This is a genomic window from Spirillospora sp. CA-128828, assembly GCF_050945415.1.
Taxonomy (GTDB): Bacteria; Actinomycetota; Actinomycetes; order Streptosporangiales; family Streptosporangiaceae; genus Spirillospora.
This window is the reverse complement of the sequence record NZ_CP191986.1, coordinates 8,224,883-8,247,808: the sequence shown is the minus strand read 5'-3', so window position 1 is coordinate 8,247,808 and position 22,926 is coordinate 8,224,883. Positions and strand designations below refer to the sequence as shown.

Annotated in this window: 19 protein-coding genes; 7 read left to right on the top strand and 12 right to left on the bottom strand. The window is 72.4% G+C overall.

Going from position 1 to position 22,926, the window contains the following annotated elements:
* Positions 1-68 precede the first annotated feature (68 nt).
* A complete protein-coding gene (locus ACQPXG_RS39670; protein ID WP_433464287.1) occupies positions 69-1,166 on the top strand; it encodes a winged helix DNA-binding domain-containing protein in 1,098 nt (365 codons plus the stop codon).
* Between the two features lie 7 nt (positions 1,167-1,173).
* Here the strand turns inward: ACQPXG_RS39670 and ACQPXG_RS39665 are convergent, their stop codons facing one another.
* On the bottom strand, positions 1,174-2,664 hold the full coding sequence (locus tag ACQPXG_RS39665; RefSeq protein WP_433464286.1) for a dienelactone hydrolase family protein: 1,491 nt from the start codon (positions 2,662-2,664) through the stop codon (positions 1,174-1,176).
* Positions 2,665-2,928: 264 nt separating this feature from the next.
* Between ACQPXG_RS39665 and ACQPXG_RS39660 the strand changes: the two genes are divergently transcribed.
* Positions 2,929-3,213, top strand: a complete 285-nt coding sequence (locus ACQPXG_RS39660) for a hypothetical protein (protein ID WP_433464285.1) — start codon at positions 2,929-2,931, stop codon at positions 3,211-3,213.
* 41 nt (positions 3,214-3,254) lie between these two features.
* The gene (locus ACQPXG_RS39655; protein WP_433464284.1) at positions 3,255-3,740 is read left to right on the top strand and encodes a hypothetical protein; all 486 of its coding nucleotides are present in this window, start codon (positions 3,255-3,257) and stop codon (positions 3,738-3,740) included.
* On the opposite strand, the gene lysX is transcribed toward ACQPXG_RS39655, so the two are convergent.
* Positions 3,737-7,036, bottom strand: a complete 3,300-nt coding sequence (gene lysX / locus ACQPXG_RS39650; protein WP_433464283.1) for a bifunctional lysylphosphatidylglycerol synthetase/lysine--tRNA ligase LysX — start codon at positions 7,034-7,036, stop codon at positions 3,737-3,739. The two genes, ACQPXG_RS39655 and lysX, sit on opposite strands and share 4 nt — an antisense overlap.
* 167 nt (positions 7,037-7,203) lie before the next feature.
* On the opposite strand from lysX, the gene ACQPXG_RS39645 reads away from it, so the two are divergent.
* Genes ACQPXG_RS39645 through ACQPXG_RS39635 form a run of 3 tightly spaced genes read left to right on the top strand, consistent with a single transcriptional unit; the run spans position 7,204 to position 12,177 of the window.
* Complete coding sequence (locus ACQPXG_RS39645; RefSeq protein ID WP_433464282.1) at positions 7,204-9,042, top strand: protein kinase domain-containing protein; 1,839 nt, start codon at positions 7,204-7,206, stop codon at positions 9,040-9,042.
* Positions 9,042-10,706 carry a protein kinase domain-containing protein gene (locus ACQPXG_RS39640; RefSeq protein WP_433464281.1) on the top strand — a complete coding sequence of 555 codons (1,665 nt, stop codon included), beginning with the start codon at positions 9,042-9,044 and terminating at the stop codon, positions 10,704-10,706. Before ACQPXG_RS39645 ends, ACQPXG_RS39640 begins: the two co-directional genes overlap by 1 nt.
* Positions 10,707-10,728: 22 nt before the next feature.
* Positions 10,729-12,177: a protein kinase domain-containing protein gene (locus ACQPXG_RS39635; RefSeq protein ID WP_433464280.1), complete on the top strand. Its 1,449-nt coding sequence runs from the start codon at positions 10,729-10,731 to the stop codon at positions 12,175-12,177.
* Here the strand turns inward: ACQPXG_RS39635 and ACQPXG_RS39630 are convergent.
* The 5 genes from ACQPXG_RS39630 to ACQPXG_RS39610 form a co-directional block, all read right to left on the bottom strand.
* Positions 12,087-13,148, bottom strand: coding sequence for a DUF6114 domain-containing protein (locus ACQPXG_RS39630; RefSeq protein WP_433464279.1), 1,062 nt, complete (start codon positions 13,146-13,148; stop codon positions 12,087-12,089). The genes ACQPXG_RS39635 and ACQPXG_RS39630 overlap by 91 nt on opposite strands.
* A gap of 4 nt (positions 13,149-13,152) precedes the next feature.
* Complete coding sequence (locus tag ACQPXG_RS39625; RefSeq protein WP_433464278.1) at positions 13,153-13,746, bottom strand: DUF6230 family protein; 594 nt, start codon at positions 13,744-13,746, stop codon at positions 13,153-13,155.
* A gap of 259 nt (positions 13,747-14,005) precedes the next feature.
* Positions 14,006-14,623, bottom strand: a complete 618-nt coding sequence (locus tag ACQPXG_RS39620) for a response regulator (RefSeq protein WP_433464277.1) — start codon at positions 14,621-14,623, stop codon at positions 14,006-14,008.
* An 88-nt stretch (positions 14,624-14,711) separates the two neighbouring features.
* Positions 14,712-15,377, bottom strand: a complete 666-nt coding sequence (locus ACQPXG_RS39615) for a response regulator (RefSeq protein ID WP_433464276.1) — start codon at positions 15,375-15,377, stop codon at positions 14,712-14,714.
* Positions 15,374-16,717 (bottom strand): sensor histidine kinase, encoded by a 1,344-nt coding sequence (locus ACQPXG_RS39610; RefSeq protein WP_433464275.1) that lies wholly within the window; start codon positions 16,715-16,717, stop codon positions 15,374-15,376. Before ACQPXG_RS39610 ends, ACQPXG_RS39615 begins: the two co-directional genes overlap by 4 nt.
* A 113-nt stretch (positions 16,718-16,830) precedes the next feature.
* Between ACQPXG_RS39610 and ACQPXG_RS39605 the strand changes: the two genes are divergently transcribed.
* Complete coding sequence (locus ACQPXG_RS39605) at positions 16,831-17,940, top strand: RNA-guided endonuclease InsQ/TnpB family protein (RefSeq protein ID WP_433464274.1); 1,110 nt, start codon at positions 16,831-16,833, stop codon at positions 17,938-17,940.
* A 172-nt stretch (positions 17,941-18,112) separates the two neighbouring features.
* On the opposite strand, the gene ACQPXG_RS39600 is transcribed toward ACQPXG_RS39605, so the two are convergent.
* The 5 genes from ACQPXG_RS39600 to ACQPXG_RS39580 form a co-directional block, all read right to left on the bottom strand.
* On the bottom strand, positions 18,113-19,204 hold the full coding sequence (locus ACQPXG_RS39600) for a hypothetical protein (RefSeq protein WP_433464273.1): 1,092 nt from the start codon (positions 19,202-19,204) through the stop codon (positions 18,113-18,115).
* Position 19,205: 1 nt separating this feature from the next.
* Complete coding sequence (locus ACQPXG_RS39595; RefSeq protein ID WP_433464272.1) at positions 19,206-20,345, bottom strand: alpha/beta hydrolase; 1,140 nt, start codon at positions 20,343-20,345, stop codon at positions 19,206-19,208.
* Between the two features lie 60 nt (positions 20,346-20,405).
* The gene (locus ACQPXG_RS39590) at positions 20,406-21,302 is read right to left on the bottom strand and encodes a cytochrome P450 (RefSeq protein ID WP_433464271.1); all 897 of its coding nucleotides are present in this window, start codon (positions 21,300-21,302) and stop codon (positions 20,406-20,408) included.
* Between the two features lie 101 nt (positions 21,303-21,403).
* Positions 21,404-22,051: a response regulator gene (locus tag ACQPXG_RS39585; protein WP_433464270.1), complete on the bottom strand. Its 648-nt coding sequence runs from the start codon at positions 22,049-22,051 to the stop codon at positions 21,404-21,406.
* Positions 22,048-22,827, bottom strand: coding sequence for a sensor histidine kinase (locus ACQPXG_RS39580; protein WP_433464269.1), 780 nt, complete (start codon positions 22,825-22,827; stop codon positions 22,048-22,050). Before ACQPXG_RS39580 ends, ACQPXG_RS39585 begins: the two co-directional genes overlap by 4 nt.
* Positions 22,828-22,926: the final 99 nt, after the last annotated feature.

Here is a 22,926-nt window from a genome sequence, read left to right as displayed (position 1 = left end):
TTTGTGGAATAGAGCATTCCGTTCTGATATTGTCGAAGTCGACGGTTCGTTCTTTCTGAGGCGGGGTCATGACACGGACGCTCGATCGCCGGAAGCTCAACCGGGCGGCCCTTGAACGGCAGCTCCTCCTGAAACGCTCTGGGATGTCCGCTCTGGAGGCGGTCGAGCGGCTCGTCGCCGTGCAGGCGCAGGAGACCAACATGCCCTACATCGGGCTCTGGACGCGGCTGGACGGGTTCCGGCGCGAGGATCTCACCGATCTCCTCTACGACCGGTCGGCCGTGCGCGGCTCGATCCTCCGGGGAACGCAGCACATGGCGGCGGCCGCCGACTACCTGTGGGTGCGTCCCCTCGTCCAGGAGAGCCTCCTGCGGGGCCGGCGGGCGGCGTTCGGCGGCGTCACCAAGGACTGGGACCTGGACGAACTCGCCGCCGAGGCCCGGAGGCTCCTGGCCGGCCGCATCCTCACCCGTCCTCAGTTGGCCCGCGCGCTGGCCGAGCGATGGCCCGGCCGTGACCTGCAGGCTCTCGGCTGGTCGTCCCAGGCGCTGCTCTCCGTCGTCCACCCGCCGCCCAGCGGCACCTGGAACACCGGTGGCGCGACCCCGTTCGCCCTGGCGGACGAATGGATCGGCCGGCCGCTTCGCAAGGAGACGCCGGACCACTTGATCCGCCGCTACCTGGCCGCGTTCGGCCCGGCCTCCGTCAAGGACTTCCAGATGTGGTCCGGAATGCGGCGCATGGACGCCGCCTTCGACGACCTTCGCCCGTCCCTCCAGACGTACAGGGACGAAGACGGGGCGGAACTCTTCGACCTGCCCGGTATGCCACTGCCGGACGCGGACGTTCCCGCCCCCGTCCGCTTCCTCCCGGCCTTCGACAATCTGATCCTCGCCTACGCCGACCGCAGCCGCATGATGACGGACGAGCGGCGCAAGGCCGTGTGCGTGGGCTCCCTCACCCACCCGGCCCTCCTGGTCGACGGCCGGGTCCACGGCCTCTGGACGCTCAAGCACGACAGGAAAGCGGGCCACGCCACCCTGACCATCGAACTGTTCGCGGCTCTCCCGGACGAGCAGCCGGTCCGGGAGGAGGCGGCCCTCCTCCTGGACTTCGCCGCCCCCGATGCCGACCACGACCTCCGCATCGCGCCCTGGCCGGGGTGATCTCCCCTCAGGTGATCGGCATGGTGATCGCGATCGGCCAGGCGAGGAGCACGCCGCCGACGACGGCGGTCACCCATGCCGGAGCCCGGATCGCGCGGAGCGCCGCCGCCTGGACGCCCTGCCACACCAGCAGACCGGCGATCAGCGGCGAAACCAGCAGCACGAACGACGAGACCACCCCGAGGAGCACGGCCAGGCAGAGGCCGGCGAGCACGCCCATCGCCGTCCAGGCGTGAATCCCCATCGCGACGAGACGCCCATGCCCCGCGCACAGGGCCTCGACGCCGAGGCAGTACAGCGCGGTGCAGAACGCGATCAGGACGAGGACCCAGGCCCGCGGGCCCACCGGCACGGCATGCGCCCAGCCCAATTGCGCGGGCACGGCGAACGACGCCATGGTCAGCACGCCCAGAATCGCGGCGGCCACGATCGTCCGTCGCGCCGGGCGTCCACCCGATGAGCCGGGCCCCCTCGCGAAGGCAAGGGTCACCACGCCGATGACGCCGAAGAACCCGGCGAGCGGGCCGGACACCGCGAGCGGCAGCCTGAGGATCCCCATCGCCGGCACCGCCACCGCCACGGCGGCCGCGGCGGCGGCCGCCGCGCGCTTCGATGAGAGGCGGCGGGCCGGGCGGTCGCCCGACGGGCGGCCCAGAAGCGCCGAGGCGATCGCGGTGAAGCTCAGCACGGCCGCCAGGTACAGCAGCATCGCCGACCCGGCCCGCTGGACGGCGCGCACGTCCGCGCCGGGCGCCGAGTGGTGCCCGAACGCCGCGTCGAACCAGGCGCCGGTCTCCCGGTGGGTGCGCGGGCTGAAGAGCACGCCGACATGTTCGGCGCCGCCGACGATCACGGCCCGCCGGGCGGTCCCCGCACGGGGGTCGCCGTACGTCACACCGGGCCGTCCCTGCGGATAGGCGTCGCGCAGCGCGCCGACGGCGCCCTCCCGGTATCCGGCGAACTCCAGGCCCCCGGCGATCAGCAGAAGGTCCCGGGGCCCGGACGCCGGCACGCCCATCCGCCCCTGCGAGATCGCGACGGTCGCACCCACCAGCGGATGCGCCGTCGCGTACCGGATGACCGTGGCCGCCCCGAGCGAATGACCGACGAGGCCGACGTGCCCGCCGTCCACCCACGGCATGGCCCGCAGATGCCGGACGGCGACGTCAAGGTCACGGTCGAGCCGCGCATCGGCGGCGGACCCGTCTCCGGCGCCGGGGAGCCGCCGCGTACTGGCCCCGTGCCCCGCGAGATCGACCAGCGCCACCGCATACCCGCGCCGCGCCAGCGTGTCCGCGAAACCGCGCATGAGCTGCCTGCTCGCGGCAAGCCCATGCGCGACCACCACACCGGGCAGGCCGCCGCCCGCCCCCGCCGGCCGCACCGTTTCCACCGGGACCCCGTCCACCACCGTGGCCCGCCGCTCGATCCCCCTGTCGGCCGTCGCCAGGCCCGCACCCCCGGCGATCACGCAGGCCACCGCGACCACCACCGCCACGATCCGCATGGTCGTCGGACCGCGGCGTCCAAGGCCATCGCGATCCGGTCCGGCATCGTGAGCGTGGGGACGCGGAAGCCTTTTGTGCACCGGCCTAGTCCAGCACGTTCGGGCCGTGCAGCGGAGACTGGTCAGCGGATGTCGGTGGAGACCGGCAGAATCTCGCCCATGGTGACCGAGGAACTGGTTCAGGTTTGGCGGGACGTCATTCAGGGCGACGAGAAGTCGTGGGTGCTATTCGCAAACGGGACCTGCGTCATTTTGATGGAGCCCGAGGACGACCTGAGCGTGCAGGCGGTGGAACTGCTGCGCGAGTACGGGCCGGTCCACGGGGGCACCCCGGCCGGTGATTTCGGGACGATCGATCTGGACGCGGCGCCGGGGTGGGCCGTCTACGGGCACCACAACGACATCCTCACGTACGTCGCTCCAGACGAGGTCGAGGACGCGGCGAACGATCTGGCCGTGGGCCTTCTCGGCCGGTCCAAGCGCGATCAGGACGGTCACGAACTCGCGGTCGTCCATGTGGAGGACAAGCGGTCTCGCTGAATCCGCCGCCGTTGTCGGAGGATGTCGGTACAAATGTCTGCGTGAAGGCGTGGGGTGAGCAGGACTTGGCGCGGTTGCGGGCCGCCGCGCACCGGGGTCTCGGAGATGCCGGGGTGCTCCGGGGACTCCCGCTGCCCCCCGTTCTCCAGTACGCCGGGGACGTGCTCGCGGCGGCCCTCGCCCAAGGGGGCGACGTCCGGAATCTCGCCTGCGAATGCCTGGAGGAACTGAATCGGCGCCGTCTTCCGGGTGACGCGGAATTGGCCGCGGAACTGGGCGCCGCCCTGGAGGTGAACGCGCCGACCGGGCTGGCGCCGCTCCCCGTCGATTTGGGCGCGGTCGCCGCGGCCATGGACGACGGATTCCACGTCCTCGATCTGGAGCGCGGCGACGTTCTTCCGGAGATCGAGGGAAACGGCCTGCCGATTCCGCCGGGCGTCCTGCCGGAGAGCGAGGACGCCCGGCGCGGAGCCGCGCGTGAATGGCTCGCCGAGCAGGGATATCGCCCTGTTCCGCGGAGCCTTTAGGACCCCGGGCGCACCAGCGGGAACGGGATCGTCTCGCGGATGCTGCGGCCGGTCAGCGTGATCAGCAGCCGGTCGATGCCCATGCCCATGCCCCCGGCCGGCGGCATCGCGTACTCCAGGGCGCGCAGGAAGTCCTCGTCCAGCTCCATGGCCTCCGGGTCGCCGCCCGCGGCCTGCAACGACTGCTCGGTCAGCCGCCTGCGCTGCAGGATGGGGTCGATCAGCTCGGAGTAGGCGGTGCCGAGTTCGAGGCCGAAGACGATGAGATCCCACTTCTCGGCGAGGCGCGGGTCGGCCCGGTGCGGGCGGGTCAGCGGGGACGTCTCCGCCGGGTAGTCGCGGACGAACGTCGGCGCCGCCAGGTGCTCCTCGACGAGCGCCTCGAACAGCTCCTGGACGATCTTCCCCTGCCCCCACTGCGGGTCGACGTTCAACCCCAGCCGCTCCGCGATCGCCTGGACCCGCGGCAGCGCGGTGTCCGGGGTGAGCTCCTCGCCGAGCGCCTTGGAGACGGACTCGTAGACGGTGATCTCCTGCCACGGCTCGGCGAGGTCGTACTCGACGCCGTCCCGGACGATCAGCGTGGTGCCGAGCGCGGCCAGCGACGCGTCCACGACGAGGGAGCGGGTCAGCTCGGCCATCGTGTCGTAGTCGCCGTAGGGCTCGTACGCCTCCAGCATCGTGAACTCGGGGTTGTGCTTCTGCGAGACGCCCTCGTTGCGGAAGTTGCGGTTCAGTTCGAAGACACGGCCGACGCCGCCGACGAGGAGGCGCTTCAGGTAGAGCTCGGGCGCGATCCGCAGGTAGAGCTGCATGTTGTAGGCGTTGATGCGGGTCGTGAACGGGCGGGCGGTGGCGCCGCCGTGCACGGGCTGCAGCATCGGGGTCTCGACTTCCAGGTAGCCGCGGGAGCGCAGGCCGTCCCGGACGGCGGCGACGGCGTCGCCGCGCATCCGCAGCATCCGCCGCGACTCGTCGTTGACGATGAAGTCGACGTACCGCTGCCGGACGCGGGACTCCGGGTCCGACAGCCCGGACCGCTTGTTCGGCAGCGGCCGCAGGCACTTCGCGGCGAGCTTCCACGAGGCGGCCAGCACCGACAGCTCCCCGCGACGGGAGGTGACGACCTCGCCCTCCACGCCGACCTGGTCACCGAGGTCGATCAGCGTCTTCCACTGGTGCAGCGACTCTTCGCCCAGCGCGTCCGCGGTCAGCATGACCTGCAGGTCCGCGGTCTCGTCCCGCAGCGTGACGAAGATCAGCCGGCCGTGCTCGCGGGCCAGTACGACCCGTCCCGCGACCGCCACCCGGTCGCCGGTGTGCGCGTCGGGCGCGAGATCCGGATGCCGCGCGCGGATGTCGGCGGCGAAGTCGGTGCGCTCGCAGCCGAGCGCGTACGGCTCCATCCCGGCGGTGCGGATCTGGTCGAGCTTGGCGTGCCTGACCCGCTCCTGCTCCGACAGCCGGCGCTGCGGGGCGCGCCGCGCGTCCGCGGCCTCCTCGATCTCCTTGATCTTGTCGACGAGGTCGGTGGACGGCACCATGGCGGCGGCCCGGTCCAGCTTGGGGCGGTTGAAGCTCGGCAGGAACCCCTCGGCGCGGGCGTAGGCGAGCCCCAGCCGGACGAGGTGCCGCCCCTGCGTGTAGCAGATGAAGCGGGGACGCCAGTCCGGGAGGTACTTGGCGTTGGACAGGTACAGCGACTCCAGCTGCCAGAACTTCGACGCGAACGACAGGAACCGGTAGTAGAGCCGCGCGACCGGCCCCGCGCCGATCTGGGAGCCGCGCTCGAACGCCGAGCGCAGCATCGCGAAGTTCAGCGACAGCTGCTGCGCGCCGACGGCGGCGGCCTTCTCGGCGAGCTTGGCGACCATGTACTCGTTGAGGCCGTTCTCGGCGAGCCGGTCGCGGCGCATCAGGTCCAGAGACAGGCCGGTCCGGCCCCACGGCACGAAGCTGAGCAGGCCGCGCAGCTCCCCGTGCGCGTCGAACGCCTCGACCATGACGCAGCGCCCGTCGGTGGGGTCGCCGAGGCGGCCGAGCGCCATGGAGAAGCCGCGTTCGGTCTCCTCGCCGCGCCACGCGTCGGCGCTGCGGATCAGCTTGGCCATCTCCCAGCCGGGGATCTGCGAGTGCCGCCGGATCCGGACGGTGTACCCGGCCCGCTCGACCCGCCGGACGGCCTGCCGGACCTGCCGCATCTCCCGTCCGTCCAGGTTGAAGTCGGTGAGGTCGACGATGGCCTCGTCGCCGAGTTCGAGGGCGTCGAACCCGTGCCGCTTGTAGATGTGGGCGGCGCGCTCGCCGAGGCTGACGGCGCCGGGGATCCAGGCGTGCGCGCGGCACTCGCCCAGCCACGCCTCGATCGCCTGGTCCCAGGATTCGGGGTCGCCGAGCGGGTCGCCGCTGGCCAGGGAGACCGAACCCTCGACCCGGTAGGCGATGGCCGCCTTACCGTTCGGGGCGACGATGACGTCCTTGTCGCGGCGCAGCGCGAAGTAGCCGAGGGAGTCCTGGTCGCCGTACTCGGCGAGCAGCGCGCGGGCCGACAGCTCCTCGGCGGGGCTGAGGACGGGGTCGCGCCGCCCCGGTTTGAACAGCGCCCAGAACGTGGCGATCAGCAGCCCGGTGCCGAGGACCCACAGGATCGCGTCCACCCAGAACGGCACGGAAACGTTGATCGGCTTGCCGGTGACGCGCGGCCCGAGGACGGTCTGGGAGATCGCGTAGAGCGGGTGCGTCCAGAAGTCGCCGCTGGCGTTGCGGTCGGTGAAGGTGACGAGGAACGTCCCGATTCCGCAGGTCACGACCAGGAGGCTGGTGAAGACGAGGGTGGCGAGCCGCCGGTTGGCCCGGTCCGGCAGCGTGGTGAACTGGCCGCGCGCGGCGATCAGCAGGCCGAGCACGGCGAGGTACACGCCGGCGGTGACGATCAGGCCGACGGGGGTCGGCTTGTCCGGGTTGAACAGCGTCGTCAGGACGGCGGTGACGCCCAGCGCGGTCGGCAGGCAGAAGATCAGCACGAGGATCCGCCAGGCGGCCTTCTTGCGCCGCCGGACGCCCATCGACAGCAGGATCCACAGCATGCCGATGGGGACGCTGGGGAACCAGCCGAGGTATCCGATCCAGCGCAGCGCCCAGATATCGGCTATCTCAAGGATGAGACCATAGGAGACCCACGCGAGCAGCGACAGGATCCCGGAGAGACGGGTGTACCAGAAGAAGATCGTCGGCGCGGCCTGGATCAGCCGGCCCCACTCGCCCCGCAGGCCGCCCTTAGGGCCCTGCTCCGTCATGGTCCCCTTTCTACCGGGTGTCACGTCGTCCGCGCTTCCGTCCGGGCGTGCGCGCCGGGCCCGTCCGGAGGCGAACCTCCAGGCGGTGCCGGACGTCGTACGGGTAGGGGGATGTGGCTTGCAAGCTTGGTCCAAGATTGTCAGCAAAAGTCGATATGGTCGCGGATATGCCAAATGAACCCACCGGCGGGCGGTTGCTCGCCCGCCGCTACCGCCTGGTGACCCAGGTCGGGCGTGGCGGCATGGGTACGGTCTGGCAGGCGCACGATGAGGTCCTCGGTCGTGACGTTGCGGTGAAGGAGGTCATCCTCCCGCATGGTCTCACCGATGAGGAACGCGCCGTACACCATAAGCGCACGTTCCGTGAGGCCCGTACCGCGGCCCGGCTCGGCCACCCCGGCGTCGTCACCGTCTACGACGTCGTCGAGGAGGACGACCGGCCCTGGATCATCATGGAGCTGATCAAGGCGCGCTCCCTGGACCAGGTGATCAAGCAGGAGGGGCCGCTGGAGCCGCGCCGCGCCGCGGAGATCGGCCGGCAGATGCTCGCCGCGCTGCACGCCGCGCACGGCGCCGGGGTGCTGCACCGCGACGTCAAGCCCAGCAACGTGCTGATCACCGGTACCGGCCGGATGGGCGAGCGCGCCGTGCTCACCGACTTCGGCATCGCCACCGCCTCCGGCGACGCCACCCTCACCCAGACCGGGCTGGTCATGGGCTCGCCCGCCTACATCGCGCCGGAGCGGGCCCGCGGCCGGGTCGCCGGCCCCGCCTCCGACCTGTGGTCGCTCGGCGTCACGCTGTACGCGATGCTGCACGGCAAGTCGCCGTTCGAGCGTCCCGAGCCGATGGCCGCGCTGGTCGCGGTGATCTCCGACGAGCCCGACCCGCCGGAGAAGGGCGGCCGGCTCGTCCCGGTCATCGAGGGGCTGCTGCGCAAGAGCCCCGACCAGCGGATGGACGCGATCGAGGCCGGCGCGCTGCTGGACGACATCGTCCGGCAGGAGACCATCGACACCCAGCGCACGATGGCAGTCGAGTTCCCGCTGGAAGAACTGCCCGGCCCGCAGTCGACCACCCCGGAGCAGTCCGGCGACGCGCCCGCCCCGGCGGACGCCGGCGCGCGGCCGGACCAGCTGACCAGCTTCGACCTCCCGATGGCCCCGCCGGGCCGGGCGGAGACCGCGAACCCCGCCGAGACCGCGCCCGACCCCGACCGGGTCAGGTCGTGGCGGTCCGGCCCGCGCACCGAGCCCGCCGGGCAGGCCACGCTGGCGAGCGCCGGCCCGCCCGAGACCGGGCCGGCCACCCACTTCCCGCCGACGACCCACCAGCCCGCCGGACGTCCCGCGCTCGCGTCCAACCGGAACGTGCTGATCGTCGCGGCCGTCGTGCTGATCATCATCCTGGTGGTCACGGGCATCGCGCTGGCGAACGGCGGGGACGGGAACGGGCGGGACGCCCGCAAGCAGGGCGCGACGACCCCGTCGACCGCCGGGAAGAGCCCGTCTGCGCCCGCCACGTCCGCGAAGCCGAGCACGGGCCTGCCCGCCGGGTTCACGACGCACAAGGACGACAGCGGCTACTCGGTGCCGGTCCCCGCGGGCTGGAGCGGGCCCGAACGCAAGAACGGCGGCGACTTCTACTACGCGCCGGGCCGCAAGACCTACCTCCAGATCGACCAGACCGACGAACCCGGCGAGAGCGCGATCGCGGACTGGCGGCGGCAGGAACGGGGCGGCTCCGGCTTTCCCGGCTACCGGAAGATCAAGATCGAGCCGACCGGCGACCAGCCGCCGGTGCCCGACACCGGGAACGGCGACAAGTCCGCGGACTGGGAGTTCACCTATGACGGCGACGGCGGCCGGGTGCACATCCTCAACCGCGGTTTCGTGACGAACGGGCACGGCTACGCGATCCTGCTGCGTGCCCCCGACGACGACTGGGACAAGGTGTTCTCCGACCTCCAGCCGGTCTACCGGTTCTTCAAGCCCGCGGACGCCTGATGGAAGGGCGGCTGCTCGCCGGTCGGTACCGGCTCGCATCGGTCGTCGGACGCGGCGGTATGGGCACCGTCTGGCGCGCCCGCGACGAGACCCTCGACCGGGAGGTCGCGGTCAAGGAGGTCGTCCTGCCCGCCGGGCTGAGCGACGACGAGCGGGAGAACCGGCACCGCCGGACGCTCCGCGAGGCGCGCGCCTCGGCGCGGCTGAACCATCCGGGCGTCGTGACCGTACACGACGTCGTGGACGAGGACGACCGGCCGTGGATCGTCATGGAGCTGGTGCGGGCCCGTTCCCTCCAGGAGATCGTGGAGGAGGACGGGCCGCTGCCGCCCGGCCGCGTCGCGGCGATCGGCGGGCAGATCGCGGGCGCGCTGCGGGCGGCGCACGCGATCGGCATCCTGCACCGCGACGTCAAGCCCGCGAACGTGCTGGTCGCCGGGGACGACCGCACCGTCCTCACCGACTTCGGCATCGCGCAGATGGCGGGCGACGCGACGCTGACCGGCACCGGGCTGCTCATGGGGTCGCCCGCGTACATGTCGCCGGAGCGGGTGAACGGCGACCCGGCGATCCCGGCGTCCGACCTGTGGGCGCTGGGCGCCACCCTGTACGCGGCGACCGAGGGGAAGGCGCCGCACCACCGCAGCGACGCGATGGCCGTGCTCGCGGCCGTGATGACGCAGGACATCCCGCCGCCGAAGAACGCGGGGCCGCTCGCGCCCGTCCTCACCGGCCTGCTGGAACGCGACCCGGTCCGGCGGATGAGCGGGGATCAGGCGGAGGAGGCGCTCAAGGCGGTGGCCGCGGGCCACGCCGCGAGCCTGGCCCCCGTGCCGGCCATGCCGAACGAGGCGACGGCGGGGGACGGCGGCGGACCGCGGACCGCCCTCCTGCCGGAGCAGCCCGTCCCCGTACCCGTCCCTGTCCCGGACGTGCCGACGCAGTACCCACCGGGCCCGCAGCAGTGGACGCCCGGGTACACGGCGCCCGCGACGCCGCGGAAGAAGTCCCCGGTGCTGCCGATCCTCGCCGGTGTCGTCGTGGCGGCCGCCGTCCTCGCCGCCGCCGCGGTCATCTTCTGGCCGAACAAGTCATCCGGCGGCGGGACGGGCAAGGCGGGGTCACCGGCGGCCGCCGGACGGACGTCCGCGCCGGTCACGCCCGCGACCTCGGGCGCGCCGACCTCCTCGCCGGCCTCTTCGCCGAGTTCGACCGCGGCACCCCTGCCGGCCGGGCTCACCCTGGCCGCCGGCCCCGGTTACACGATCGGGGTCCCGCGCGGGTGGCGGCGCTCCGTGCAGGGCAACAGCGTCGTCTGGACCGACCCCGCGTCCAGCGCGTACGTTCAGGTCGACCGGACGGTCTGGTCCGGCGACCCGCACGAGCACTGGGTCACCTGGGAGCAGGAGGCCATCGCGGACGGGAAGCTGAAGAACTTCCAGCGGATCGGAGAGATCACCCGCACCACCGTCGCGGGGCAGCCCGCGGCCGACATCGAGTTCACCTGGTCCCGGTCGGGCGTGACGCGCGCCCGCGACCGGGGGGTGATCATCGATGGTCAGCCGTACGCCGTCGTGGTGGCGGTACCCGCGTCCCAGTGGAACGAGCACGAGACACTCGTGAAGAATGTGCTCGACACGTTCCGTCCCTCCGGGGTGGGATGACCAGTGGGGAGTCCGTCTAGAAATGGCACAGGCACGTCTGCTCGGTAACCGATACCGCCTCGACTCGGTGGTCGGCCGAGGCGGCATGGGCACCGTGTGGCGCGCCTTCGACGTCATGCTCGGCCGCGAGGTGGCGGTCAAGGAGGTCGTGTTCCCGCCGGGGCTGAGCGAGGCCGAGCGCGGTGTCCTGTACGAGCGGACGTTCCGGGAGGCGCGGGCGTCGGCGCGGCTGAACCACTCCGGGGTGGTGACCGTCCACGACGTGGTCCAGGAGTCGGACCGGCCCTGGATCGTGATGGAGCTGGTCCTCGCCCCGTCCCTGCAGGACATCATCGAGCAGGGCACGATGGAGCACCGCCGGGTCGCCGACATCGGGGTGCAGATGCTCGGCGCCCTCCAGCACGCCCACCAGAAGGGCATCCTGCACCGCGACGTCAAGCCCAGCAACGTGCTGATCACCGACGCGGGGCGGGTCGTCCTCACCGACTTCGGCATCGCGCAGATGGAGGGCGACTCGACGCTCACGCAGACGGGCCTGGTCATGGGGTCGCCCGCCTACATCCCGCCCGAGCGGGTGCAGGGCGAGCGCGCCGTGCCGGCGTCCGATCTCTGGTCGCTCGGCGCGACGCTCTACGCGGCCGTGGAGGGCCGGTCCCCTTACGAGCGGTCGGACGCGATGTCGTCGCTGCAGGCCGCGCTGACCGAGCCCGTCCCGCCGGCCCGGAACGCGGGTCCGCTCGCCCAGGTGCTGGACGGCCTGCTGGTACGCGAGCCGGCACGCCGGATGACGGCGGCACAGGCGCAGCCGCTGCTCACCCGGGTCGCGGCCATGCCCCTGCCGGCGCCGCCGCGGGCGAACGAGACGGTGACGGACGAGCCGTCCGGCCGCTACCTGCCGGAAAGCGCGTCCGAGACCGTCCTGGACCCGGACGACCTCGACCAGCGGACCCGCCGCGATCCCGGCGACCTCGATCCGGTGACCCGCCGCGACCCGGGCGACCTCGATCCGGTCACGCGCCGCGATCCCGGCCGCTTCCAGGAGCAGAAGGGCTCGCACTACCCGCCTCCTCCGCGGTCCGGGCACGACCAGGAGGTGCGGACGCTGCTGGAGACGGAGTGGACCCCGCCGCCGTCCCAGCTTCCCGCGCAGCGGCCGCATCCGGGCCTTCCGCCGCAGACTCCTCCGCCGTGGGAGCAGCCGCAGCAGTACACGAACTGGCAGCAGCCTCCGCCGCCGTCCGCCCACGACCGTCCCGGCGGCGGGGAGCGCCGCAAGACCCTGCTGATCGTCACGATCGCGGTGATCCTCGTCGTGGCGGCGGTGCTGCTGGGCGCGTTCATCCTGCGCGGCAAGCTGCGCTCGGCCGCCCTCGACCAGGATCAGGCCCTCGTGACGGCGAGGCCGGTGATCTGCGCGCCGTCCGCGGTGACCGCGGGCTGCTCGGACACCACGTCCGTCATGACCATGTAGGGCAGCGTCAGCGGCGGCGGTGCCTCCGGGGTGAACGTCGTCGGGATCCCCAGGAGCTTGGACGACAGCTTCGTGGTGTACATGACGACGTCGCCGCTCAGCGCGAGGTCGCCGGTCCGGGTGCGCGTGGTGGTCCCGCCGTGCACGGCCGGCTGGTCCACGTCCTTCAGGACGGCCTTGGACATCGTGAACTTCAGCGCCTTCACCGTCCCGCCCGCCGAAGGCAGCGACGCGACCCCGCCATAGCTGAGCCCTGACATCGTCAGCGAACTGGCGCGCAGAGTGCTGGAGTCGGTGTAGGCGCGCGGCCCGGTGCCCGCCTCCTTGGCAGGCGTGGGCGTGGGCGTGGAACTGGGCGTGGGCGCAGAGGTGGCCGTGGGTGTGGGCGTGGGCTTGGGTGTGGGCGTGGACGTCGCGTCGGCACTCGGTTGCGGGGACGGCGTCGCCGAGGCTGAGGGCGAGGGAGACGGGGACGGGCCGAGCAGGTGGAACCCCAGGACGGCCGGGATCGCGAGGGCCGTCAGGCGTCCGCCACGGGACGCGGAGTGCGTGCCGCGTCGGCCCCGCGGCGCGGGATCGGTACGGGCCCCGTCGGGCGCGGGGGACCAGGCGAAGCCGAGCGCGCCGCCGAGCACGCCCAGCAGCAGCCCGGCGAGGAACCCGCCGAAGTTGGACGTGAGGAAGGACGCGAGCGACAGCAGCACGGCGAGGATGCCGTAGAAGCTGCGGTGGGCGGGCTGGAACCACATCAGCGCGCCCGCGGTGACGAGCAGCGCGCCGATCAGCCAGCTCGCCACCCCGGCCATGCCCTGGTGGACGACGAGCGGCATCGGGGCCAGCGGGATCGCGATGAGCTCGGCGCCGCCGAGGACGGCGAACACGCCTCCCCAGAAGGGGCGTGTCCGCCGCCAGCGGCGGAATCCGCGCGGCGTGCGCGGGGCGGGAGCGGGGTGCGCGGGGTGGAAGGTCATGGCCTCAGAAGCACTCGCCGCCGAGCTTCATGCTGAGGTCGCTCAGCTTGAAGGTCCCCGCGGTGGTCGCCCACGCGACCTGCCTGACGTTCTTCAGCTCGATGCGGGACGCCTGCTGCCCGAACATGCCGGCCGCGCCCTGCGCGCCGGACGGGCCCTTGTCCAGGGTGCTCGCGTCCCGGCCGATCTCGATGTTGGAGAACTGGGCGTCGGCGTTCAGCTGCTCGACGTCCAGGACCAGGTCGCGGGCCTCGACGGGGTCGGCGCCGGTGCCGGCGGTCAGCCGCAGCGTGAACGGGCCGACCTTCACCGACTGGCACATGTTGCGGATCTGCGCGGACCTGATGCCGGAGATCTGCACGGGGTGCTTGTCGCCGTTCTTGCTCGCGTCGATCCCGCCGTACTGGACGAAGCCCTGCCCGCTGAGCGAGTCGGCGCTCACCTTGAAGCTGCTGCCGGAGACGGCGAACGAGGAGGCGATCGAGCCCTGCGCGGTCATGAAGACCAGGGCGCCGGCGCCGATCGCGGCGGGGGCGGCGACGGCGGCGAACCGCTTCCAGCGGACGCGCCCGAGGGCGGCGTCGGACGAGGGGGTCATGGGCTCACTCCGGGGGTCGTGGTCCGGGAAGGACCTCGGTGACGCGGGTCACTGACGTGACGCAGAGTGCAAGTTACCCCCAAGTACTTACTTGCGACAAACCCCCCAAGCGTTCTGAAAGGTAAAGAATCCAACCCGGCTGGCCTGCAAGATCCAGAAACGGTCCGGCCTGGACGGAGCCGGGGGTGTGCCGAAATCGACTACGATAAGTAGTCACTGACGGCCAGAAAAGCCCGTGGACGCGGGGGTGGTGACGGGGTCAGCCGCCGGCGGACAGGGCGTCCAGTGCCGTGCGCAGATCGGCGAGATGGGCCTCCAGCCGGTCGGCGGGCTCGCCGGACCGCAGCCGGGCCACGTCCTCCTCGACCCGGGCGAGCCGGCCGTCGAGGGCCGACAGGAGCCGGTCGCAGCCCGACGTGGCGTCCTCGCCCTCGCTCCCGTCCGCGTCGAGCGTCTCGCGCAGCAGCCGCGCCTGCTGCTTGAGCCGCAGGTTGCGCCGGTGCAGCTCCACGAAGACCGCCACCTTCGCGCGCAGCAGCCACGGGTCGAACGGCTTGGTGAGGTAGTCGACGGCACCGGCCGCGTATCCGCGGTACGCCTGCTCACCGGCGTCGCCGCCCGCGGTGAGGAAGATGATCGGGACGTCGCGGGTGCGCGGCCGGGACTTGATGTGCTCCGCGGTCTCGAAGCCGTCCATCTCCGGCATCACGACGTCCAGGAGGATCAGCGCGAAGTCGTCGTTCAGCAGTTCTTTCAGGGCGGCCTGGCCGGAGGTGACGGGCACGACCTGGACGGGCAGCGCGTCGAGCACGGCCGCGAGGGCCGTGAGGTTCTCCTCGCGGTCGTCGACCGCCAGAATCCTCGTCTCGTTCGGCACCGGACTCCCTCGCGTCGGAGACGGTCTGCGCCGTCCACCCTGTCATGTCCCTGCGTGCGGCGACAGCGAATAGCCGCAGTGTAGATTTCTAGGGCAGCCAGCCCGGTTTGACCAGTCCCGACTCGTATGCGAACACCACCAGCTGGGCCCGGTCCCGTGCGCCGAGCTTGACCATCGTGCGGCTGACGTGCGTCTTCGCGGTGGCAGGGCTCACCACCAGACGAGCGGCGATCTCCTCGTTCGACAGGCCCTCCCCGACGAGCGCCATGACCTCCCGTTCCCGCTCGGTGAGCGCGTTCAGGCGGGGCGAGGGCGCCGGTTCCTTGGCCCGCGCGGCGAACTCGGCGATCAGCCGCCGGGTCACGCTCGGCGACAGCAGCGCGTCCCCGTCCGCGACGGCCCGGACGGCGTGGATCAGCTCCACCGGCTCGGTGTCCTTGACCAGGAACCCGCTCGCGCCGCCGCGCAGCGCCTCGAACACGTACTCGTCCAGCTCGAACGTGGTGAGAATCACGATCTTCGCGCCGTCGAGGCGCTCGTCGGACGCGATCCGCCGGGTCGCCTCCAGGCCGTCCAGGCCCGGCATCCGGATGTCCATCAGGATGACGTCGGGACGCAGCCGGCGGGCCTGTGCCACCGCCTCCTCGCCGTCGCTCGCCTCGCCGACGACCTCGATGTCGGACTGCGCGTCCAGCAGTGCCCGGAACCCGGCCCGCACCAGCACCTGGTCGTCGGCCAGCATCACCTTGATCACTGCGCACCCCTTCCGGGCGTGGCCGTCTCGTCGGCCGCGGTGTCCGGCGCCTCGTCCAGCGGCAGCCGCGCCCGCACCCGGAACCCGCCGCCGGGCCGCGGACCGGCGTCGAACGCGCCGCCGAGCGCGGCGGCCCGCTCCCGCATGCCGCGGATCCCGCTGCCGCCCGGACGGTCGTCCAGCGGGGACACGCCCCGGCCGTCGTCCTCGACCTCCACCACGATCTCGTGCTCACCGTAGGCGATCCGGACCCACGCCGTCACCGGGCCGGGACCGGCGTGACGGGTCACATTGGTCAGCGACTCCTGGACGATCCGGAACGCGGCGAGGTCGGTGCCCGCGTGCAGCGGCCGCCGGTCCCCGGTGGTCTCGGCCTCGACCCGCAGCCCGGCGGACCGCGCGCGGGCGAGCAGGTCGTCCAGCCGGTCCAGCCCCGCGGTGGGGGCGCGGGGCGCGGTCTCGCCCTGCGCTCGCAGCGCGCCGATCACGCCGCGCATCTCGGTGAGCGCCTCCTTGCTGGCCTCCTTGATGGCGGCGAGCGCGGTACGGGCCTGCTCGGGGTTCTCGTCCATCAGATGCAGCGCCACGCCCGCCTGCACGTTGATCATCGAGATGTTGTGCGCGAGGACGTCGTGCAGCTCGCGGGCCATCCGCAGCCGCTCCTCGCTCGCCTGGCGGCGTTCCTCCTCGGCGCGGGTGCGGGCGGTCTCGGCGGCCCGTTGTGCCCGCATCCGGATCAGCTCGGCGGTGACGAGCACGACCAGCGCCCAGCCGACGACGACGCTCGACCAGCCGAGGGTCGGCTCCTCCACCGGGAACGTGCCGTCCTGCCCCCGTTCGGCGGCCGGGACGCCGATCAGCGCGGTCAGCGTGAAGAACGCCGCGAGGCCGAGGCCCGTCCCGGCCCAGACCACCAGCCGGTGCCCGGCGACGACCGCGGCCATCATCGCGACGAGCAGGGCGAGGGGCGCCGGGCCGTAGGTGTAGGCGCGCAGGAAGTACAGGGCCGTCACCGCCGCGGTGGCGCTCACCGTGAACACCGCGTACCGGCGTCGCAGCAGGAGGAGGGCCGGTCCGCCCAGGAGCAGCGCGAAGCCGAGCACGTCAAGATCGGTGTGGCCAATGGTGGCGCCGTCGCTGTGCCCCCAGGGCGGGCCTTCGCCCCCGTCGGACGGACGGTCCCGCTGCGCGCCCAGCGAGCCCATCACCTGGACGATGGCGAGCAGCAGCGGGACGACCCATACCGGCCACGCGGCGGGTCGCGGCCAGTGCGGCCGGACCAGGGCGTGGGAGGCCGCCCCTCCGGCGTCCCTTGGGCTGTGCGGCACCGAAGCGCTCATCGTGCCTCCCAACGCCATGGGTGTACCCGCTCAAAAGAAGGTGAGCGAGTCTTGATCCCACGCCTTCGAACGTATGGACGATCCTCAATCGATCTTGTAGTAGTGTGTGAGGCATGGCGCGCGTCGTGAAGCGGGCATTCAAGTACCGCTTTCACCCGACTCCCGAACAGGCGGCCGAGTTGGCCCGCACGTTCGGGTGCGTTCGACTGGTTTATAACCGCGCGTTGCAGGAGAGAACACGCGCTTATCAGACTGACGGGCGCCAGGTGACCTACGTGGAGTCCTCGGCGTGGCTGACTGCTTGGAAACGCACTGCGGAGCTCGGCTTCCTGAGTGAGGTGTCGTCGGTGCCGCTTCAACAGGCTCTTCGCCATCTTCAGACGGGATTCGCCAACTTCTTCGCCAGGCGTGCCCGCTATCCGACGTTCAAGAGCCGGAAGAAGTCGCGGGCATCGGCGGAATACACCCGTTCGGCCTTCCAATACCGTGACGGGCAGCTCACGCTGGCGAAGATGAACGGACCGCTGGCGATCGTGTGGTCGCGGCCGCTGCCGGACGGTGCCGTCCCGTCCACTGCGACTGTGAGCCGGGATGCAGCGGGGCGCTGGTTCGTATCCTTGCTGTGCGAGGACGTCATCGCCCGCCTGGACCCGTTGCCGCACGGTGTCGGTGTTGACGCTGGTCTGGCCTCCTTGCTCACCCTGTCCACCGGAGAGAAGATCACCAACCCGCGGCATGAACGGCGGGACCGTGAACGCCTGGCCAGGGCCCGGAAGGATCTGGCGCGAAAGCAGGAGGACTCGGCCAACCGGGAGAAGGCCAAGCAGCGGGTCGCCCGCGCCTACGCGCGGATCGCCGACCGGCGCCGGGATTTCCTGCACAAGCTGTCGACTCGGCTCGTCCGCGAGAACCAAGTGGTCGTGATCGAGGACCTGAACGTTCGCAACATGGTGAAGAACCACAGCCTGGCCCGCGCGATCTCCGACGCCGCGTGGCGGGAATTCCGCACCATGTTGGAGTACAAGGCGGACTGGTATGGCCGTGAGCTCATCGTGGTCGACCGCTGGTTCCCCAGTTCGAAACTGTGCTCGGCGTGCGGTCGGAAGGCCGCCGAAATGCCGTTGGGCGTTCGGGACTGGGTCTGCGCCGGTTGCGGCAGGATCCATGACCGGGACGTCAACGCTGCACGCAACATCCTCGCCGCCGGGCTGGCGGAGAGGTGAAACGCCTGTGGAGCTGATGTAAGTCCTCAAGGGGAGTCCTCCCTGGCGGGCGATCGGCGACGAAGCAGGAAACCCAGCGGGCGACCGCTGGAGTCCCTTCGAGGAAGAGGCCAAGCCTGCACGGTAGGTCATCGGTTTCCGGCTTCACGTCGGCCCGGAGGAGTGGGCGTTCCTACTCCCCGGGAGGTACCCGGAGCCGGTCTCCGAACCACGCCAGAACGCCCGGGATGTGGCCGCGCCACGCCGCGAGCGTCGCGGCCGGACCGTCCACGAAAGACGTCCCGGCCTGCATCGGCGGCTTGGCCAGGGCCGCGAACCGCTCCGCCTGCCGGGCGTCCGGGCCGCTCCTCCCGGCCGCGGCCAGGACCGACACCGGGGGCGGCGGGAGGTGCTGGAGCCGCCACAGCAGATCGTTGCCGAGCCGGTAGCGGGCGCTGCCGCCGTAGAGATCACCGCCGGGCGCGTCGAACCGCCCGTTCAGGCTCGCGGCGGCGGAGAACCGGTCGGAGCGCAGCATCGCGAGCCGGGCGGCGCACTGCCCGCCGCCGCCGAACCCGGCCACGCCCCACCCAGTCCGCGCCTGCGGCACCCGGTACACCGACGCCAGGGCCGCGGGGAGGTCCTGCGTGAGGTAGGTCTCGCCGAGCGCGGGACGCCGCCCGGGCACGTCCATGCACCCGGCGGGGCCCTGGACCCGCGCCATCACGTAGAGCATGGGCCGCACGCCGCGGGCCGCCGCGGGCACGCGGGCGTCGCGGAGCCACCCCGCCGGCTCGCCGTCTCCGAGGAGGAGCACCACGGGGAGGTGCCTGCCGGCGTAGGCATGCTGGAAGTACTGCGGCGGGACGTAGACGTCCGCGTCGGCCTCCAGCCCGCTGCGGATGCCGTGGATCTTCAGATGGTCGACGCGCCCGTCCTCGGCAGGGTCCCGGTCGTGCCCGGCCCGCTCCGGGCCGAGGCCGGTGACGGTGCGGTCCACGAGGCCGCCGACCGCGCGCTGTGGCTGGACGTGCTGGACCCGCACGTTCGCCGGATCGTTGCCGAGCAGGTCGTTCCACGTCGCGTAGAACACGAAGTACCGGTTGGCCAGCAGCACGATCGACGCGGTGAGCGCGACCTGCGTGGCCAGCAGGAGCCCCGAGCGTGCCAGCACGGCCCGGGCGCCCGGGCCCGCGAGACGCCGCCACAGCACGACGGCCGCGACCACGCCGCCGAGGGCCAGCAGGCACACCGGCCCGATGAGCGCCGCGCTGACCGGTTCCACGTCACTCGCCCCGCAGCCGCTCGCTCAGCCACCGGATGGACGGCGGGATGTACTTGCGGAACGTCTTGAAGTTGTGGCCGCCGGACCGCAGCAGCACCTTGTCCACCACGAGGGGCGGACGAGCGGCCCGCATGAACCGCCGCGCCGACGGGAAGGTCTTCTCCCCGGTGTCCGCCGAGGCCACCAGGATCGACACCGGCGGCGCCGGGTAGTGCCGCAGCCGCCAGATCAGGTCGTTGCTCAGCCGCAGGTCCCGGCTCCCGCCGTACAGGTCGCGGGTCGTCGGATCGAGCAGCGAGTCGAAGTGCCCGGCCATGCTGACGGCGGCGGAGAACCGGTCGGAGTGGAGCATCGCGAGCTTCGCCGCGCAGAACCCGCCGGTCGAGTATCCGGCGAGCCCCCAGCCGCCGCGGTCGCGGGGCACCCGGTACGCCTCGGAGACCGCCTCCGGGACGTCCTGCGCGAAGAACGTCTCGACCTGGGGCCCGCCCGGCACGTCCGCGCACTCGGTGTCCCAGCCGTTCACCACGGTCGGCCGCATCATCACGTAGATCATCGGCTGGATCCGGCCGGCCGCCTGCGCCCGCGCGACGTCCGCGGGGACGTGCCCCTGGTGGATCCAGACCAGCCGGTCCGCCGCCGGATACCCGGCCAGGAAGATCACGACCGGGAGGCGGCGGGCGGCATAGGCGGGCTGGAAATACTGCGGCGGCAGGTACACGTACGCATCGGACGACAGGCCCGTCCGGACCCCGCGGATGTCGAGGCGCTCGACCTGGCCGTCGTTCGCCGGGACGTGCTCGGCTCGCGGCCCGGGGTCGAGCCCCGCCTGCACCGTCCGGACGACCCTGGTCGCGGCCGCCGCGTTCCCCCCGGCCGGACGGTGCTGCGCCTGTGCGGCCCCTCCGCCGGCGGCGCTCAGCAGGTCCGTCCAGGAGCCGTAGAAGAGGTAGTAGGCGTTCAGGGCGGCGACCAGCGTCAGCAGGACGGCGAACTGGCAGCCGGCGAGCATCAGCACACGGACCCCGGCGGCCCGCGGGCCGGAGAACGACGCGCGCGGCCACGCCCACACGGTCGCGACCATGCAGCCGAGGGTGAGCAGGGTCAGCAGGCTGAGCGTCCCCCAGCTCGTGAGTCCCACGCACCTTCTACGAACAGGGGACGGCGAAAGTTCAGCACCGGAAGGGGCGGGCGGAGGTCGTCAGGCGGTCCAGCGGATGGGCAGGTGCGCGAAACCGTGCCGGGCGCTCGACCGCAGCATCACGGGCTCGCCCGCGAGCCGCGGCAGCCCCGGGCGTTCGAGCAGCGCGACGAGCAGGGCCCGCAGGTGCACGCGGGCCAGCCGCGCCCCCAGGCACGCGCGGTGCCCGAACCCGAAGCAAAGGTGGGCCGGGGCCCCGTGCAGGAACCGGCCGGGGACGAACTGCCCCGGGTCGGGGAACACCTCGTCGTCGTGGTTCGCGGAGACGAGCCACAGCGTGACGTGCTCACCGGCCAGCAGCGGCACACCGCCGACGACCGTGGCGCGCTGCACGGTGCGCCAGACGTGGAGCACCGGCGTCCACCACCGCAGCATCTCCTCGACGGCGCTGTCCATGAGCCACTCGTCCTGTTGCTCCTCGCGGAGCCGGATGTACTCCGCGGGATGGCGCAGGAGCGCGTACAGGCCGCCGGCGAGGGTGTTCCGCAGCGTTTGCGGGAGGTCGCACGCGACCTGGCCGGCGAAGTCGACCGGCTCACGGGGCGGGATCCGGGCGAGCATGGCCTGCACGGGAGGATCCATGTCGATCAGCGCCGCGTCCGCCGCATTCGAAGCGGGGTCCTCCGGCGGCGCGCCGTCCCCGCTCGCCGGGCCGTGCAGGACGCCGTCCACCTCCGGGGAGAACAGCTCCGGGTGCGCGAGGGCATGCTGGACGTCGGCATGGCGCAGCACGGCCCAGGCGCCCGGCCGTCCCGCCGTGCGCCCGTCCAGCCAGACCACCGGCGTCCTCGCACGAAGCCGTTCGAGCCGGTCGTGCGGGACCCCGCGGGCGTAGGTGTCCGCGCAGTCGAGGACCCCTGCGTCGGACATGGGCATCGCGCCTCGCCGTCGAGGCATGGCAACCTCCTCTAAGGCCGACGCTAACGCGTCCCGGCCGAACCCTGAAGGTCCGGATTCGGCCGTACCCAGGAGGGCACCCCGCCGAAACGGCGTTCCGGCTACCCGGCGAGCCACTCCCCGGTCTCCACGCTGACCAGGCCGTGCCGGGCCGCCTCGATCACCGCCTCCCGCTGGGAGTGCACGCCCAGCTTGCTCAGCACGCTCTGCACGTGGCTGCGCGCCGTGCTGCGGGTGACCCCCATCGCCTTGGCGAGCGCCTGGGTGGACTCGCCGCGCGCCAGCCGCGTCAGCACCTCCCGCTCGCGCGGAGTGAGGAACTGCGCGACCTTCTGCGCCTGACTGCGCGGACGGGCACAGCCGCGCCGGGTCGCCTCGTCGACGACGATCTCGCCGTCCGCGACGCGGCGCAGCACCGTCAGGATGTCGCCGGCCTGCTGCCCCTTGTGCGCGAACCCGCGCACGCCCGCCGCGACGCCCGCCTCCAGCACCGGCTGCTCCAGGAAGCCGGTCAGCACGACGAACCTCGTCCGCGGGGACGAGCCCCGCAGCCGCGGCATCCAGTCGAGCGCGGTGCCGGACGGGAACCGCAGGTCGATCAGGCAGAGATCGGGCTGCCTGGACCGCAGCACGGGCAGCGCCTCGGCGGGGGAGTAGGTGACCCCGACGACGCTGTGCCCGGCGTCCGTCAGCACCAGCGACAGCGACTCGGCGAAGACCGCGTGGTCGTCGCAGATGACCGTTCTCATGGATGCGGCCGCCAGTCGTCGGCGTGCACACCGTCCAGAACACAGGCCGAACCAGCCGCCTCCGGCGGGGGCGCCGCCGGGAGCAGCATCCGGACGCGCGCCCCGCCCATCTCGCAGGTGCGGATCTCCAGGCTGCCGCCGTACCCGGAGATGAGGTCGTGGACGATGCCGAGCCCGAGCGACGCCAGGCCGGGCCGGGCCGCGTCACGTACCGCGCCGAAGCCGGGCCCGTCGTCGTCGACCTGGATGACGACCCAGCCCTGGTCGGCCTCGACGCGCACGTCCACGCGCCCCTCCGCGACGCGGCACGCGTTGTCGAGGACGTTCCTGACCGCGCGCCACAGCGCGACCGGGTCCATGTGCGCCCACGCCTCGCCGCCGCTGAAGCAGACCTCGTGCGGGGCGGCGAGCCGCATCCCGGTGACGACCTCGGCGGTGAGGTCGTCCACCCTGATCCGCTCCGGGCTGGGCAGCGGGGTGTCGTCGTCGTCCTCGTCGAGCCGGCGCAGCAGGTGGTCGAGCCACCGGGTCTCGCCGAGCAGCTGGTCGATGCGGGCCCGGCTGATGTCGCCGACGTCCTCCGCGACGACGACGGCCGAGGCCAGCATGATGATCGTTCCGAGTTCGTGCCGGATGTCGTGCCGCAGGCGCCGCCGCCACAGCAGCTGCCCGCCACGGCCGTCGCAGGGCCCGCCCGCCCGGACGCCCGTGCCCGCGAGCGTCCCCGCGCCCGCGCGGGCGTCCAGCGGGGAAGACCGAGCCCGTCCGTTGTTCATGAGGACCCCCGTCCGCTATTTCAGCACCGTATCGACGGTCGCCCGGCCGCCCGGCGGATGTCCAGTCAATTGGCCGCAAGAGTCCTCTCTCTGTCCAGA